This is a genomic window from Streptomyces sp. NPDC005784, assembly GCF_042871525.1.
Classification (GTDB): Bacteria; Actinomycetota; Actinomycetes; order Streptomycetales; family Streptomycetaceae; genus Streptomyces.
The window spans coordinates 35,311-50,526 of record NZ_JBIAIQ010000003.1 but is presented as its reverse complement, the minus strand read 5'-3'; the positions used below and the strand labels follow the sequence as shown (position 1 = coordinate 50,526).

9 protein-coding genes are annotated in these 15,216 nt (G+C 71.1%); 2 read left to right on the top strand and 7 right to left on the bottom strand.

The genetic code is table 11. From position 1 onward, the window contains the following. Position 1: 1 nt before the first annotated feature. Genes pgi through tkt form a run of 5 tightly spaced genes read right to left on the bottom strand, consistent with a single transcriptional unit; the run spans position 2 to position 7,495 of the window. Complete coding sequence (gene pgi, locus ACFYR3_RS05715; protein ID WP_389281656.1) at positions 2 to 1,651, bottom strand: glucose-6-phosphate isomerase; 1,650 nt, start codon at positions 1,649 to 1,651, stop codon at positions 2 to 4. Next, entirely contained in the window at positions 1,644 to 2,579 is a 936-nt protein-coding gene (opcA, locus tag ACFYR3_RS05710) for a glucose-6-phosphate dehydrogenase assembly protein OpcA (RefSeq protein ID WP_355854545.1), read from the bottom strand. The genes pgi and opcA overlap by 8 nt, the downstream gene beginning before the upstream one ends. Next, positions 2,576 to 4,234, bottom strand: coding sequence for a glucose-6-phosphate dehydrogenase (zwf, locus tag ACFYR3_RS05705; protein ID WP_355854548.1), 1,659 nt, complete (start codon positions 4,232 to 4,234; stop codon positions 2,576 to 2,578). Before zwf ends, opcA begins: the two co-directional genes overlap by 4 nt. After that, on the bottom strand, positions 4,231 to 5,400 hold the full coding sequence (gene tal / locus ACFYR3_RS05700) for a transaldolase (RefSeq protein WP_389281653.1): 1,170 nt from the start codon (positions 5,398 to 5,400) through the stop codon (positions 4,231 to 4,233). The genes zwf and tal overlap by 4 nt, the downstream gene beginning before the upstream one ends. 19 nt (positions 5,401 to 5,419) lie before the next feature. Continuing rightward, the gene (gene tkt, locus ACFYR3_RS05695) at positions 5,420 to 7,495 is read right to left on the bottom strand and encodes a transketolase (protein WP_389281651.1); all 2,076 of its coding nucleotides are present in this window, start codon (positions 7,493 to 7,495) and stop codon (positions 5,420 to 5,422) included. Positions 7,496 to 7,641: 146 nt separating this feature from the next. Here tkt and ACFYR3_RS05690 point away from each other — a divergent pair, with 146 nt between their 5' ends. After that, entirely contained in the window at positions 7,642 to 8,550 is a 909-nt protein-coding gene (locus ACFYR3_RS05690; RefSeq protein ID WP_389281649.1) for a helix-turn-helix domain-containing protein, read from the top strand. A 178-nt stretch (positions 8,551 to 8,728) separates the two neighbouring features. Here the strand turns inward: ACFYR3_RS05690 and ACFYR3_RS05685 are convergent, their stop codons facing one another. After that, positions 8,729 to 10,132, bottom strand: coding sequence for a glycoside hydrolase family 16 protein (locus ACFYR3_RS05685; RefSeq protein WP_355854560.1), 1,404 nt, complete (start codon positions 10,130 to 10,132; stop codon positions 8,729 to 8,731). 241 nt (positions 10,133 to 10,373) lie between these two features. Next, the gene (locus ACFYR3_RS05680) at positions 10,374 to 11,669 is read right to left on the bottom strand and encodes an Ig-like domain-containing protein (protein WP_389281646.1); all 1,296 of its coding nucleotides are present in this window, start codon (positions 11,667 to 11,669) and stop codon (positions 10,374 to 10,376) included. Positions 11,670 to 11,973: 304 nt separating this feature from the next. Here ACFYR3_RS05680 and ACFYR3_RS05675 point away from each other — a divergent pair, with 304 nt between their 5' ends. After that, positions 11,974 to 14,862 carry an FAD/NAD(P)-binding protein gene (locus ACFYR3_RS05675; RefSeq protein ID WP_389281644.1) on the top strand — a complete coding sequence of 963 codons (2,889 nt, stop codon included), beginning with the start codon at positions 11,974 to 11,976 and terminating at the stop codon, positions 14,860 to 14,862. Positions 14,863 to 15,216: the final 354 nt, after the last annotated feature.

The following is a 15,216-nucleotide window of genomic DNA, read 5'->3' as shown; positions in this document are numbered from 1 at the left end:
GTCAGTTCTTCTTTCGGAGAGTGCGGTAAGCGGCCACCAGAGCGGCCGTGGAGGGGTCGAGACCGGGTACGTCGGCACCCTCGGTCAGGGCGGGCTCGACGCGTTTGGCGAGCACCTTGCCGAGTTCGACGCCCCACTGGTCGAAGGAGTCGATGTTCCAGATCGCGCCCTGGACGAACACCTTGTGCTCGTAGAGGGCGATCAGCTGGCCGAGGACCGAGGGGGTCAACTCGCCCGCGAGGATGGTGGTCGTGGGGTGGTTGCCCTCGAACGTCTTGTGCGGCACCAACTCCTCGGGCACCCCCTCGGCACGTACCTCGTCCGGGGTCTTGCCGAACCCCAACGCCTGCGTCTGCGCGAAGAAGTTCGCCATCAACAGGTCGTGCTGCGCGGCCAGTTCGGCGCTGAGTTCACCGACCGGGTTGACGAAGCCGATGAAGTCGGCGGGGATCAGCTTCGTGCCCTGGTGGATCAACTGGTAGTACGCGTGCTGACCGTTGGTGCCGGGCGTGCCCCACACCACCGGGCCGGTCTGCCACTCGACCGGACGGCCGTCGCGGTCCACGGACTTGCCGTTGGACTCCATGTCGAGCTGCTGGAGATAGGCGGTGAACTTGGACAGGTAGTGCGAGTACGGCAGCACGGCGTGCGACTGCGCGTCGTGGAAGTTGCCGTACCAGACACCCAACAGGCCGAGCAGCAGAGGCGCGTTGGACTCCGCGGGAGCGGTGCGGAAGTGCTCGTCGACGAGGTGGAAGCCGTCGAGCATCTCGCGGAAGCGGTCCGGGCCGATCGCGATCATCAGCGAGAGGCCGATCGCCGAGTCGTAGGAGTAGCGTCCGCCGACCCAGTCCCAGAACTCGAACATGTTGGCCGTGTCGATCCCGAAGTCGGAGACCTTCTCGGCGTTCGTCGACAGCGCCACGAAGTGCCGCGCCACCGCCTTCTCCTCACCGAGCCCGGCCAGCAGCCAGGCGCGCGCGGAGGTGGCGTTGCTGATCGTCTCGATCGTGGTGAACGTCTTGGAGGCGATGACGAACAGCGTCTCCGCCGGGTCCAGGTCCCGCACGGCCTCGTGCAGGTCGGCGCCGTCCACGTTCGACACGAAGCGCACGGTCAGCGAGCGGTCGGTGAACGAGCGCAGCACCTCGTACGCCATCGCCGGACCGAGGTCCGAGCCGCCGATACCGATGTTGACGACGTTCTTGATGCGCTTGCCGGTGTGCCCGGTCCACTCGCCCGAGCGGACCCGCTCGGCGAAGCCCGCCATCCGGTCGAGGACCGCGTGCACGGCCGGCACCACGTTCTCCCCGTCGACCTCGACGACCGCGTCCCGCGGCGCCCGCAGTGCGGTGTGCAGCACCGCCCGGTCCTCGGTCACGTTGATCTTCTCGCCCCGGAACATCGCGTCCCGCAGCCCGAACACATCGGTGGCGGTGGCCAGTTCCTGGAGCAGCGCCAGGGTCTCGTCGGTGATCAGATGCTTGGAATAGTCGATCCGCAGGTCGCCGACCCGTACGACATAGCGCTCGGCGCGGGCCGGGTCGGCGGCGAACAGGTCACGCAGCCGCGGGTGGAGCAGCGCGGTGGCGCGGTGGTCCTCCAGGGCCACCCACTCCGGACGCCGGGTGGGCTTGGGGTAGTCAGACATGGCGGGGGGTCTCCTTGGGGGCCTCGCCGCGCAGGGCGATGGCGTACATCTCGTCCGCGTCGAGGCGGCGCAGTTCCTCGGCGATCAGCTCGGAGGTGGAGCGCACCTTCAGCGCGAGGGTGCGGGAGGGCTGGCCGGGCAGGGACAGGGTCGCGAGGGGGCCTTCGGGGCGGTCGATCACGATCTCGCCGTTGTCGGTGCCGAGCCGGACGGCGGTCACCACGGGGCCCGCGGTGACGACGCGCTCGGCCTTGACCTGGAGGCGGGCCTCCAGCCAGCGGGCCAGCAGTTCGGCGCTCGGGTTCTGCGCCTCGCTCTCGACGGTCGCCGCGATCACCTTCGTACGGGCCTGGTCGAGGGCCGCCGCCAGCATCGAACGCCACGGCGTCAGCCGGGTCCAGGCCAGGTCGGTGTCGCCCGGCGCGTACGAGGCGGCGCGGGCGTCCAGTGCCTGGAGCGGGGTCTCGACGGCGTACATGTCGGTGATCCGGCGCTGCGCGAGGGCGCCCAGCGGGTCCTTGACCGGGATGTCGGGCGCGTCCACCGGCCACCAGACGACGACCGGGGCGTCCGGCAGCAGCAGCGGCAGGACCACCGAGTCGGCGTGGTCGGAGACGTCACCGTACGTCCGCAGCACGACCGTCTCGCCGGTCCCCGCGTCGGATCCGACGCGCACCTCGGCGTCCAGACGGGAGTTGGTGCGGTCGCGCGGGGTGCGGGCGACGCGCTTGATGACCACCAGAGTGCGGGAGGGGTGTTCGCGGGAGGCCTCCTCGGCCGCCTTGATCGCGTCGTACGCGTTCTCCTCGTCGGTGACGATGACCATCGTCAGGACCATGCCCACGGCGGGGGCGCCGATGGCACGGCGCCCCCGTACGAGTGCCTTGTTGATCTTGCTTGCCGTGGTGTCGGTCAGGTCGATCTTCATGGCCTGCGCCAGCTCCGTCCGTCTCGTGCGAGCATCTCGTCGGCTTCCTTCGGGCCCCAACCGCCCGAGGGGTACTGCGCGGGCGTTCCGTGCGTGTCCCAGTACCCCTCGATCGGGTCGAGGATCTTCCAGGACTCTTCCACCTCCTGGTGACGGGGGAAGAGATTGGCGTCGCCGAGCAGGACATCCAGGATCAGCCGCTCGTACGCCTCCGGGCTGGACTCGGTGAACGACTCGCCGTACGCGAAGTCCATGGTGACGTCCCGGATCTCCATCGAGGTACCCGGCACCTTCGATCCGAAGCGCACCGTCATGCCCTCGTCGGGCTGGACGCGGATGACGATCGCGTTCGCGCCGAGTTCCTCGGTGGCGGTGGAGTCGAACGGGGAGTGCGGGGCGCGCTGGAAGACCACCGCGATCTCCGTGACGCGTCGGCCGAGGCGCTTGCCGGTCCTGAGATAGAACGGGACGCCCGCCCAACGGCGGTTGTCCACCTGGAGCTTGACGGCCGCGTAGGTGTCGGTCGTCGACCCGGGGTCGATGCCGTCCTCCTGGAGGTAGCCGCGCACCTGCTCGCCGCCCTGCCAGCTCGCCGCGTACTGGCCGCGCACGGTGTGCTCGCCGAGGTTCTCCGGCAGCTTCACCGCCTTGAGGACCTTGAGCTTCTCGGCGAGCAGCGACTCGGCGTCGAAGGCGGCCGGTTCCTCCATGGCGGTGAGCGCCATCAGTTGGAGGAGGTGATTCTGGATCACGTCCCGGGCGGAGCCGATGCCGTCGTAGTAGCCGGCACGGCCGCCGATTCCGATGTCCTCGGCCATCGTGATCTGGACGTGGTCGACGTACGACCGGTTCCAGACGGGCTCGTACATCTGGTTGGCGAAGCGGAGCGCCAGAATGTTCTGGACGGTCTCCTTGCCGAGGTAGTGGTCGATCCGGAACACCTGGTCCGGGTCGAACACGTCGTGCACGATCCGGTTCAGTTCGCGCGCGCTCGCCAGGTCGTGGCCGAACGGCTTCTCGATGACCGCGCGCCGCCAGGAACCTTCCGGAGCGTCGGCCAGCCCGTGCCTCTTGAGCTGCTGGACGACCTTCGGGAAGAACTTCGGCGGTACGGAGAGATAGAAGGCGTAGTTGCCGCTGGTGCCCCGTGAGGCGTCCAACTCCTCGACAGCCGACCGCAGTTGCTTGAACGCGTCGTCGTCGTCGAAGTCGCCCGGGATGAACCGCATGCCCTCGGCGAGCTGCTGCCAGACCTCCTCGCGGAACTCGGTCCGCGCGTGCTCGCGCACCGAGTCGTGCACCACCTGCGCGAAGTCCTCGTCCTCCCACTCACGACGGGCGAACCCGAGGAGCGAGAAGCCCGGCGGCAGCAGACCGCGGTTGGCGAGGTCGTACACGGCCGGCATCAGCTTCTTGCGGGACAGGTCGCCGGTGACACCGAAGATGACCAGACCGGAGGGGCCCGCGATCAGGGGGAGCCGGCGGTCGCGGGGGTCGCGCAGCGGGTTGTCCCAGTCGGGCGCCGGGACGCCGAGCGCCTCGGCGAGGTCCTCGGGCGTCAGGCCGCCCGGTTCCACGGACGCGTCACCAGATCCCTGCGGCGCGGTGGCCGCACCCTGCGGGTTGCCGTCGGAAAGCGCCTCACCCTTGGTCATTCCCCCTCAACTCCCTTGCCGCGCAGCGAGGTCGCCACCGCGTCGAGAAGATCTTCCCAGGCCGCCTCGAACTTCGAGACGCCCTCGTCCTCCAGCTGCCCGACGACCTCGTCGTAGGAGATCCCGAGCGCTTCTACCGCGGCCAGGTCGGTACGGGCCTCGGCGTAGCCGCCGGTCACCGCGTCGCCGTGGATGTCGCCGTGGTCGGCGGTGGCGTTCAGTGTCCCCTCCGGCATGGTGTTGACCGTGCCGGGCGCGACCAGTTCGTCGACGTACAGAGTGTCCTTGTACGCGGGGTCCTTGACGCCGGTGGAGGCCCACAGCGGACGCTGCTTCTGGGCGCCGGACGAGGCGAGCGCCGTCCAGCGGGTGCCGCCTTCCGCCGAGCCGTCGGCGGAGCCGAACACGCCCTCGTACGCCTCGTAGGCCAGCCGGGCGTTGGCGAGCGCCGCCCTGCCCTTGAGCGCGAGGGCCTCGTCCGTGCCGACCTTCGCGAGCCGCTTGTCGATCTCGCTGTCGACCCGGGAGACGAAGAAGGAGGCGACCGAGTGGATGCCGGCAAGGTCGATGTCCGCGGCCTGCGCCCGCTCCAGGCCCGCGAGGTAGGCGTCCATGACCGCGCGGTAGCGCTCCAGGGAGAAGATCAGCGTGACGTTGACGCTGATGCCGAGGCCGATGACCTCGGTGATCGCCGGGAGTCCGGCCTTCGTCGCCGGGATCTTGATCATCACGTTCGGGCGGTCGACCAGCCAGGAGAGCTGCCTGGCCTCGGCGATCGTGGCGGCCGTGTTGTGCGCCAGCCGGGGGTCGACCTCGATGGAGACGCGGCCGTCGCGGCCGCCGGTCGCCTCGAACACCGGGCGCAGGATGTCGGCGGCGGCGCGCACGTCCGCGGTCGTCATCATGCGGACGGCCTCGTCGACCGTCACGCCGCGCACGGCCAGGTCGGCGAGCTGCCGCTCGTATCCCTCGCCGGAGCCGATGGCGGCCTGGAAGATGGACGGGTTGGTGGTCACGCCCACCACATGGCGGGTGGCGACGAGTTCGGCCAGGTTGCCGGATTCGATCCGCTTGCGGGAGAGGTCGTCGAGCCAGATGGAGACGCCTTCGTCGGAGAGGCGCTTCAGGGTTACCGCGGGCGCGGTTGCTTCGGTCACAGTGATCATCTTCCTTCGTGCGATCGGATCAACCGCGCAGGGCGGCTATGGATTCCCGCGCGGCGGCGGCGACGTTCTCGGCGGTGAAGCCGAACTCGGCGAACAGCGTCCCGGCGTCGGCCGAGGCGCCGAAGTGCTCCAGCGAGACGATGCGTCCTGCGTCACCGACGTACCGGTACCAGGTCAGACCGATGCCGGCCTCGACCGCCACGCGGGCCTTCACGGACGGCGGAAGGACGCTCGCCCGGTACTCCGCGGACTGCTCCTCGAACCATTCGACGGACGGCATCGACACCACGCGGGTGCCCACGCCCTCGGCTTCGAGCCGCTCGCGGGCCGCGACGGCGAGCCGCACCTCGGAGCCGGTCGCGATGAGGAGGACGTCCGGGGTCTCGGTGGAGGAGTCCCGGAGCACGTAACCGCCGCGCGCGGCGTCGGAGTTGGCCGGGTAGGTCGGGACGCCCTGACGGGTGAGCGCGAGACCGTGCGGGGCCGGGTTCGTGGCGTGCCGCTTGAGGATCTCGGCCCAGGCGATCGCCGTCTCGTTGGCGTCGGCCGGGCGGACGATGTTCAGGCCGGGGATGGCGCGCAGCGAGGCGAGGTGCTCGACCGGCTGGTGCGTCGGGCCGTCCTCGCCGAGTCCGATCGAGTCGTGCGTCCAGACGTACGTCACCGGGAGCTGCATCAGCGCGGAGAGCCGGACGGCGTTGCGCATGTAGTCGGAGAACACCAGGAAGGTGCCGCCGTAGATACGGGTGTTGCCGTGCAGCGCGATGCCGTTCATCTCCGCGGCCATCGAGTGCTCGCGGATGCCGAAGTGGATCGTGCGGCCGTACGAGTCGGCCTCCGGCAGCGGGTTGCCCTCGGGGAGGAAGGAGGACGTCTTGTCGATCGTGGTGTTGTTCGAGCCGGCCAGGTCGGCCGAGCCGCCCCACAGTTCGGGGAGTACGGCGCCGAGCGCCTGGAGGACCTTGCCGGAGGCGGCGCGGGTGGCGACGGACGTGCCCTCCTCGAACACCGGCAGCGCGGACTCCCAGCCCTCGGGCAGCTGGCCGGCGACGATCCGGTCGAAGAGCTTCGCGTTCTCGGGCCGCTCGGTGCGCCACGCGCCGATCCGCTTGTCCCAGGCGGCGTGCGCCTCGGCACCCCGGTCGAGTGCCTGACGGGCGTGCGCCAGCACCTCGGCGTCGACCTGGAAGGTCCGCTCCGGGTCGAAGCCCAGGATCCGCTTGGTGGCGGCGATCTCCTCGGCGCCGAGCGCCGAACCGTGCGAGGCCTCGGTGTTCTTCGCGTTCGGGGCGGGCCAGGCGATGATCGTGCGCATCGCGATGATGGAGGGGCGCCCGGTCTCGGCCTGCGCCGCCCTGAGCGCCGTGTACAGGGCGCGGACGTCGATGTCGCCGTCGGACGCGGGGTCGATCCGCTGCACATGCCAGCCGTACGACTCGTAGCGCGCCAGCACGTCCTCGGAGAAGGCCGTCGCCGTGTCGCCCTCGATGGAGATGTGGTTGTCGTCGTAGACGAAGACGAGGTTGCCGAGCTTCTGGTGGCCGGCGAGCGAGGATGCCTCGGCGGAGATGCCCTCCTCCAGGTCGCCGTCGGAGACGATCGCCCAGATGGTGTGGTCGAAGGGGGACTCGCCCTCGGGGGCCTCGGGGTCGAAGAGGCCGCGCTCGTAGCGGGCGGCCATCGCCATGCCCACCGCGTTGGCGGCACCCTGGCCGAGCGGCCCTGTCGTCGTCTCCACGCCCGCGGTGTGCCCGTACTCGGGGTGACCGGGCGTCTTGGACCCGTGGGTACGGAACGCCTTCAGATCGTCGAGGCCGAGTTCATAGCCTGACAGGAAGAGCTGCGTGTAGAGAGTCAGGGAGGTGTGGCCGGGGGAGAGGACGAAGCGATCGCGGCCGGTCCACTCCGGATCGGCCGGGTCGTGACGCATCACCTTCTGAAAGAGCGTGTACGCCGCCGGGGCCAGGCTCATCGCGGTCCCGGGGTGACCGTTGCCGACTTTCTGAACGGCGTCGGCGGCCAGAACGCGGGCGGTGTCGACGGCGCGGCGGTCGAGCTCGGTCCAGGTGACTCCGTCGGAGCTCTGCGTACTCATCTTCAAGAAGTCCTCACGGGATGGGGAGTGGCTAGGTCAATGCGTTCAAACCTAAAAGTCAGACTTTTGCTGGGGAAGGTGCCCGTGTGTCAGCCTTCGGTGAAAGTGGGACACGCAGAGTCGTGGCGAGCCGACGCGAGAAGGACATGGCAGACAGAACCACCCAAGGCGGCACCGGGAGCGAAGGCGGCCAGGACGGGATCAGGACGTTCCCCTTCCCGGCCGATCTGAGCCTGCCCGGCGTCGGCATGCAGGTCGGCGCGATGGGGACCGGCCGCACCTGGCACGCGGACGCCCCGCTGGAACGCGTGCACCGCATCGACTTCCACGTCGTGATGCTCTTCCACGAGGGCCCCGTCCGGCACATGATCGACTTCGCCGAGTACGAGGCCCGCGCGGGCGACGTCCTGTGGATCCGGCCCGGCCAGGTGCACCGCTTCTCCAGCACCGACCGCTATCGCGGCACCGTGCTGACCATGCAGCCCGGCTTCCTTCCCCGCGCGACCGTCGAGGCGACCGGCCTCTACCGCTACGATCTGCCCCCGCTGCTGCGCCCCGACGCGGGTCGGCTGGCCGCCCTGGAGCACTCGCTCGCCCAACTGGAGCGCGAGTACGTCGACACGACCACGCTGCCGCTCAGCCTGCACACCTCGGTGCTGAGGCACTCGCTCACGGCGTTCCTGCTGCGCCTCGCGCATCTCGCGGCGAGCTCCGACGAGGCGGCCCGCGAGCACACGGACACCACCTTCACCCGCTTCCGGGACGCGGTCGAGAAGGACTTCGCCGTCAACCACAGCGTCAGCGCCTACGCCGACACCCTCGGATACTCGCGCCGCACCCTGGTCCGCGCGGTGCGCGCCGCCACCGGTGAGACGCCGAAGGGGTTCATCGACAAGCGGGTCGTCCTGGAGGCCAAGCGGCTCCTCGCCCATACGGACATGCCGATCGGGCGCATCGGGGTCGCCGTCGGCTTCCCGGACGCGGCCAACTTCTCGAAGTTCTTCCACCAGCACACGGGGGCGACCCCGGTGGCCTTCCGGGCCGAACTGCGCTGAGAGGGGCGGACCTCGTGGGTCCGCCCCTCTCGGTCGGCCGTACGGCGGTCGATCACCGCCGCCCGGTGCCGGTTGGCTGCCCGGTCGGGCCAGGAGTGATCATCCGTCAGTTCGCCCGTCGGCGGCCGAAGGCGCGGCCGCCGAGGTCCTGGCCGCCGAAATCTCGGCGGCCCAGGGCTCAGTGCCCGAAGTCGAACCAGTTGACGTTCACGAAGTCCGCGGGCTGGCCGCTGGTGAAGGTCAGATAGACATCGTGGGTTCCGGTGACGGAGCTGATGTTCGCGGGCACGGTCCTCCAGGACTGCCAGCCACCGGTGTTGCCGAGCGCGAAGCTGCCGACCGGAGTGCTCGTACGGCTGTCGAGGCGCACCTCGACGAGGCCGCTGACCCCGCTCGCCGCGCCGCTCGCGACCCGGCCGTAGAACTGTGTGGCCGCCGAGGAGCCGAAGTTGACGCCCTTGTAGAGCGCGTAGTCGCCGTTCGCGAGCGAGGCGATGTTCTGGCCGCCCCCGGTGTCCGTGGTGGTCTCGGTGCCGACGCCCGCCTGCGAGTCGTACGACTCCGCCTGAATGGCGCTGTACGCGTCACGGTTGCCGGTGGGCGGCGGAGTGGTGCCGCCACCGCCGCTGCCGGCCGACTGGAGCACCTGCACGTAGTCGACGACGAGCGGGTGGCCGGGTACCGTGCCGCTGTCCGGGCCGCCGCCGAAGGCGCCCGGGAAGCCGCCGCCCATCGCGACGTTCAGGATCATGAAGTAGCCGTGGTTGGTGGCGTTCGCCCAGGTGGTCGCGTCGACCTGGTTCGCCTTCACCGTGTGGAAGTTGACGCCGTCGAGGTAGAAGCGGATCTCCTCGGGGCTCGTCGACTTGTCCCACTCCATCGCGTACGTGTGGAAGCCGGCCTGGCAAGTCGTCCCGGTGCAGGGTGTGTTGTTGCCGATGCCGCTGGTCTCGTTGCACGGGCCACCCGGGTTGGTGCCGCAGTGCATCGTGGCCCACTCGGTGTTGAGGCCCTGGACGTTCTCCATGATGTCCAGTTCGCCGACGCTCGGCCAGTTCTGGTAGTTGCCGCGGTAGGGCGCGCCCAGCGCCCAGAAGGCGGGCCAGTAGCCCTTGGCGGCGGCACCGGTCACGTTCGGCATCTGCAGCCGCGACTCGATGCGGAGCTTGCCCCCGGCGGGCGGCTGGAAGTCGGTGCGCGTGGTCTCGATGCGGCCCGAGGTCCAGTTGCCCGAGGCGTCGCGGCGCGGGGTGATCTGCAGGTTGCCGCTGCCGTCCAGGGCGACGTTGTTGGTGCTGGAGGTCATCGTCTCGACCTCGCCGGTACCGAAGTTGGCGGGCCCGCCGGGGTAGCTGGTGCCCGTCGTGTACTGCCAGTTGGCGGTGTTGACGCCACTTCCCGCGGCCCCGTTGAAGTCGTCGAGGAAGACCTGGGACCAGCCGGTGGGGGGTGTGGGGGCGGACGCGTTCGCGGGCAGGGTGGCCGCGGTGGCGGCAGCCGCCGCCAGGCTCAGCGTGCTGAACACGGCGATGAGCACGCGCCGGACGGAGCCGCGTCTGGGTGTGCCGGAAGTTTCACTCATGGGTGCCTCTTCGCGTACGGAGTGTGGGGTGCGCGGGTGGGGGTGTGAGAGCGCTCCCATGGCCATTTGAGAGCGCTCTCACAGCAGCTGCGCGGCCAATGTGCTCTCTGTCACTCCGGTCGTCAAGAGGTGAAGCCGAGAAAGTCCTTTCGCTGTAAGGGAGTTCACGCCGTGAAAGAAGGGACGGCTCGAACGGGCCTGCCAGCACGGCCCGTTGGGGCCCGTCGTTCGGGTGCGGCCGTCAAAGGGCGCTCCCGGCCGTCCAGTCGGCCCACGACAGGTTCCAGCCGTTCAGGCCGTTCGACGCTTCGACGGTCCGCTCGCCCGAGTTCTCGACGACCACCACGTCACCGAGCATCGAGCTCTCGTAGAACTTGTAGCCCGGCACGGAGCTGTCGTTCGCGCCCTTCGTGTCGTGCAGGCCGACGCAGCCGTGGCTGGTGTTGCTGCTGCCGAAGACCGAGGCCGAGGCCCAGTAGTTGCCGTGGATGAAGGTGCCGGAGGTGGTCAGGCGCTGGGCGTGCGGCACGTCCGCGATGTCGTACTCGTCGCCGAGCCCGACCGTCGAGGACTCCATCCGGGTCTCCTTGAACCGCTCGCTGATCACCATGATCCCGGACCAGGTGGTGTGGTCCGCGGCGCCGCCGCTGACCGGGTAGCGGGCGAGGGTCGCCCCGTCCCGTTCGACCGTCATGGTCTTCTTCGCGAGGTCGATGGTGCTCACCTGGCGGCGGCCGATGCGGAAGGTGACGTCCTTGGACTGGACGCCGTAGACGCCGTCCGTTCCCTCGACGTCCTTGAGGCGCAGGCTGAGCGTGATCTTCGTGCCCGCCGCCCAGTACCGCGCGGGACGGAAGTCGAGCCGGGTGTTCCCGAACCAGTGACCGACCAGCTCGACCGCCGGCTCCGCCGTCACCGTGATGGCCTTTTCGACGGCGGCACGGTCCGTCACGGCCTTCGTGAAGTTGATCGACACGGGCATGCCCACGCCGGAGGTCGAATTCGCCTCGGGCGTGAAATAGCCCGCGAACGTCTCGCCCGGGGACTTCGTGACGAAGGTCGCGGTGTGCTCAGAGGCACCCTCCGCTTTCGCCGTGACCGTGTATTTGGTGCCCGAGTACGGATTCCTGGCGGACGTCCAACGCGTGCGGTCGTCATTGAAGGATCCGGCCAGAGTGGAACCGTCATTGCCCGACACCTCGACCGTCGAGAGCGTGCCGTCCGCCACGGAGACCTCGACCGGACTGGTGAAGTCGGCCTTCTTCGTGCCGTCGGCGGGGGAGACGGTCACGGTCGGCGTCCTCGCCTGGGACTTTGTCTCCGTCCCGGCCCCGGTGCCGCCGGTCGCCGTCGCGCCCTTCCCCTCGGCGGCGTCCGCCGGGTCGCCGCACCCGCTCAGCGCGAGAGCCGGTACGGCGGCGCCGAAGGACGCGAGGATTCCGCGCCGCGACCAGGCAGGACGCCCCGGACGAGGCCGCGCCCGTCCCGGGGCACCTGGCGCGTACTCGGGCCGATTCGATATCTCAGGGACGCCCACGGAACGCCTTTCCTCGGTTCTTCGCTCACCACCACTGCGGGTGCATCCTGCGCGACTTCCATGGGTTGATTCTTTGAATCCGGCTGCTCCAACCTGAGATTCCGGTGAAGACGCCCGGAGAGACGGCCTGAATCCACGGTTGCCGGGCCGCGTCGGATTGTGAACAGAGTATGAAGCGCCCTACCGGATCCCTGAATTTTCCGTGAGATCCCCCTTCCGGGAGCCCTTTCCGGTCTCTCCGGCCGCACGAGTGAAGGAGAAGTTCCGCTTGCCGGTTCCGCCCCAGACCACGCCGGAGGTATCCGTGAATCCAGCCCGTGAGCGGCACACCGTGGCCATCGTCGGAGCGGGTGCCGCCGGTACGCTCACCGCCTTGCAACTGTGCGAGACGGCGGCCCGCCGCCGCACCCCCCTCGATCTCGTCCTGGTCGACCCCGCCCCCGAGGCCGGACGCGGCACCGCCTACGCCACCACCGATCCCCGGCACCGGCTGAACGTGCCCGCCGGCGGCATGAGTTGCTACCCCGACGACCCCGGCCACTTCACCCGCTGGCTGTGCCGGCACGGCGAACCCACCGTCAGAGGAACCGACTTCGCCACCCGGTACCGCTACGGCGCCTACCTCGCCGACACCCTGGCCCAGGCGATCGTCCACGCCCACGGCACCGTCGCCGTACGCCGGCTGCGGACCAGGGCGGAGGGCTGCGCCCCTGCCCCGGACGGAGGGCTGGAGATCCGACTCGCCGACGGGGAAAGCCTGCTGGCCGACAGCGCGGTCCTCGCCACCGGACCGGCGGCCACCACCGGCGACTGGGCCCCGCCCGGACTCCATACCTCCGAACGGTTCATCGGGTCACCCTGGGCGCCGGGAGCCCTCGACGGGCCGCTCGCCGAACCGACCGCCGCCCTCGCGGAGGGCGACCTGAGGGACGGCGTGCGTGCCGACGTCCTGCTGGTGGGCACCGGGCTCACCGCGGTCGACCTCGCGCTCAGCCTCGACCGTCCCGGACGCACCGTGCACGCACTCTCCCGGACCGGACTGCTGCCGCAGCCGCACGCGCTGAGCCCCGCCCCGGCGATGGCCGCACCCGAAGGGCTCGACGCGCCGACCCTGTCCACGCTGCGCCGGACCGTCTACCGCCACATCGGCCGCGCCGTGCGCGCCCATGGCGACTGGCGCCCCGCGCTCGACAGCCTGCGCCCGCACACCGCGCGCCTGTGGCGCAGCCTCACACCCGAGGAACGTGCCGCGTTCCTGCGGCGGGAGGGCGCGTTGTGGAACACCCACCGGCACCGCATGGCACCGACGACGGCCGAGTCGGTGGCCCGCGCCCGTACCGCCAGACGTCTGCGGGTGCACACCGGCAGGATCACCGACGCCGCCGCACGGCCCGACGGCTCCTTGCTGCTCACGCTCTCCAACGGCCCTCGCATCACGGTCGGTTGGGTGATCGACTGCACCGGACCGGGTCCGCGCCCCGAAGACCCCTTGTGGCGCTCGCTGTTCGACACGGGTGCCGCCGTGCCCGGCCCGCTCGGCCTGGGCGTCGCGACCCGCGACGGCCGGCTCCTCGACGCCGATGGCCGGGCCCCGCTGCCGGTGTTCACCCTCGGAGCCCCGCGCCGCGGCGAACTCTGGGAGACGACCGCCGTTCCCGAGATCCGCGTCCAAGCCGCCGCGCTGGCAGCGGAGTTGCTCGCGCCACTGACCCCGCGGCCACGCCTCGCGCGCCGTCGGCCCGTCGACGCGCACGGGCTTCCGCTGTCCACCCACGCCGAGGCGGCGGCCGCCCACCGCACCGGCCTCGAACGGGTCCTCAAGGTCAGGGCCGGCGCCGAGGACGCCTTCGCGCGCGCCGTCGCCCTCGACCCCGGCTTCGCGCTCGGGCACGCCGCCCTCGCCCTGCTCGGCCATGAGTGCGGCGCGGACGTCGACGTACCGCGGGCGCTGGCCGACGCGCAGCGCTGCGCGCGGGAACGGGCCGACGAACGCGAGCGCTCCTTCGTCGCCGTGGTGACCCGCCGCGTGCACGCCGACTCCCCGGACGGAGGCGCCGGTGCCCTGCTCGGGCACCTCGCCGCGCACCCGGCCGACGCGCTGGCGCTCGCCGTCGCCGTGCCCACCATCGCCTTCTCCGGCATCAACGACCTCGACTCTGCCTACGCGTTGAGCCTGGTCGAGCGCACCTCGCCCGCTTACGACGGACACTGGTTCCCGGCCTCGCTCCTCGCCTTCCTGCGCCAGGAACAGGGCCGCTACGACGAGGCCGCCGAGCTGGCCGGTCGTGCACTGGCCGCAGAACCGGCCTCCGGACACGCCGTGCACGCACTCGCCCACGTCCACTACGAGTCCGGGGCCCACGAGACGGGCCGCGACTGGCTGGACGCCTGGCTGTCGGGGCACGGACGCGGCGCCGTCCACCGGGCCCACTTCTCCTGGCACATCGCCCTGCACGAACTGGCCCTGGACGATCCCGCCGCCCTCCGCAGACGCTGGTTCGCCCAACTCGCGCCGGGGCGGGTGACGGGCGTACGCGCCCTGGTCGACTCGGGGTCGCTGCTGTGGCGGGCCCGCCTCAGCGACAGCTGGCAGGGGCGGGTGCCGGCCGCCGACGTCCTCGACAGCGTCGCCCGCGAGATCGTGGAACGGCCCGCGACCGCCTTCACCGCGCTGCACGCGGCGGTCGCCCTCACCGCCGCTGGTGACCTCGCGGCGCTGCGTCGGCTGCGCGACCATGCCGCCGGGGCCGACCCCGTGCAGCGCGAGGTCGTCGTCCCCCTCTGCGAGGCCTTCGCCGCCCTCGTCGAGGAACGCTTCCACGAAGCCGCCCGGGGACTGGGCGCGCTACTCCCCGTTCTCGGCAGGGTCGGCGGCAGCGCGGCCCAGCGCGAGGTCGTCGAGGAGACGCTGCTGTACGCCCTGGTCGCGGGGGGGCGCGGCGGGGGGGGCCCCCCCCCCCCGGGCCCCCCCCCCCCCCCGCGCCCCACCCCCCCCCCCCCCCCCCCGCGGGGCCCGCGGGGGGGTTGGGGGGGGGGGGGGGGCGCCCCCGGCCCCGGGGGGGGGGGGGGGGGCGCGGGGGGTGCCCGCGGGGGGGGGGGGGGGCGGGGGGGGGGGGCCCCCCCGCCTCCTGGACACCCGCCTCGACCGGAGCCATTCCCCCCGCGACCGCCGGCTGCTGGCCGCGCTGACTGATTGAGGCGGCGCGGGGGCCGCCCGGTTGGGCGGCGGTCGCGTGATGGGGGAGGTTGGCCGCCTGGTGGGGTGTTGGTGGTGCGTTTGCGTGATGGGGACGGTTGGCCGCTTGGCGGGGTGGTTTGCGGGATGGGGACCGTGCCGGGTGTGCCGAGGTGGGCCGGCACTTCTCCATCGGCGAGGGGCGCCGGACCGCCTCGGGTTCGCTCCTGCTGCAAGGGCGTGGCGGCAGGGGTCGATCCGCGTCCGTGCCCCTACCTTGCCCCTCCCGTGCCCGTGCCCGCGTTTATGCTCGGCTCCGTGTCGGCGTCCGTGCCCGTGCCCGCGTTTATGCCCGGCCCGGTGCCGGCGTCC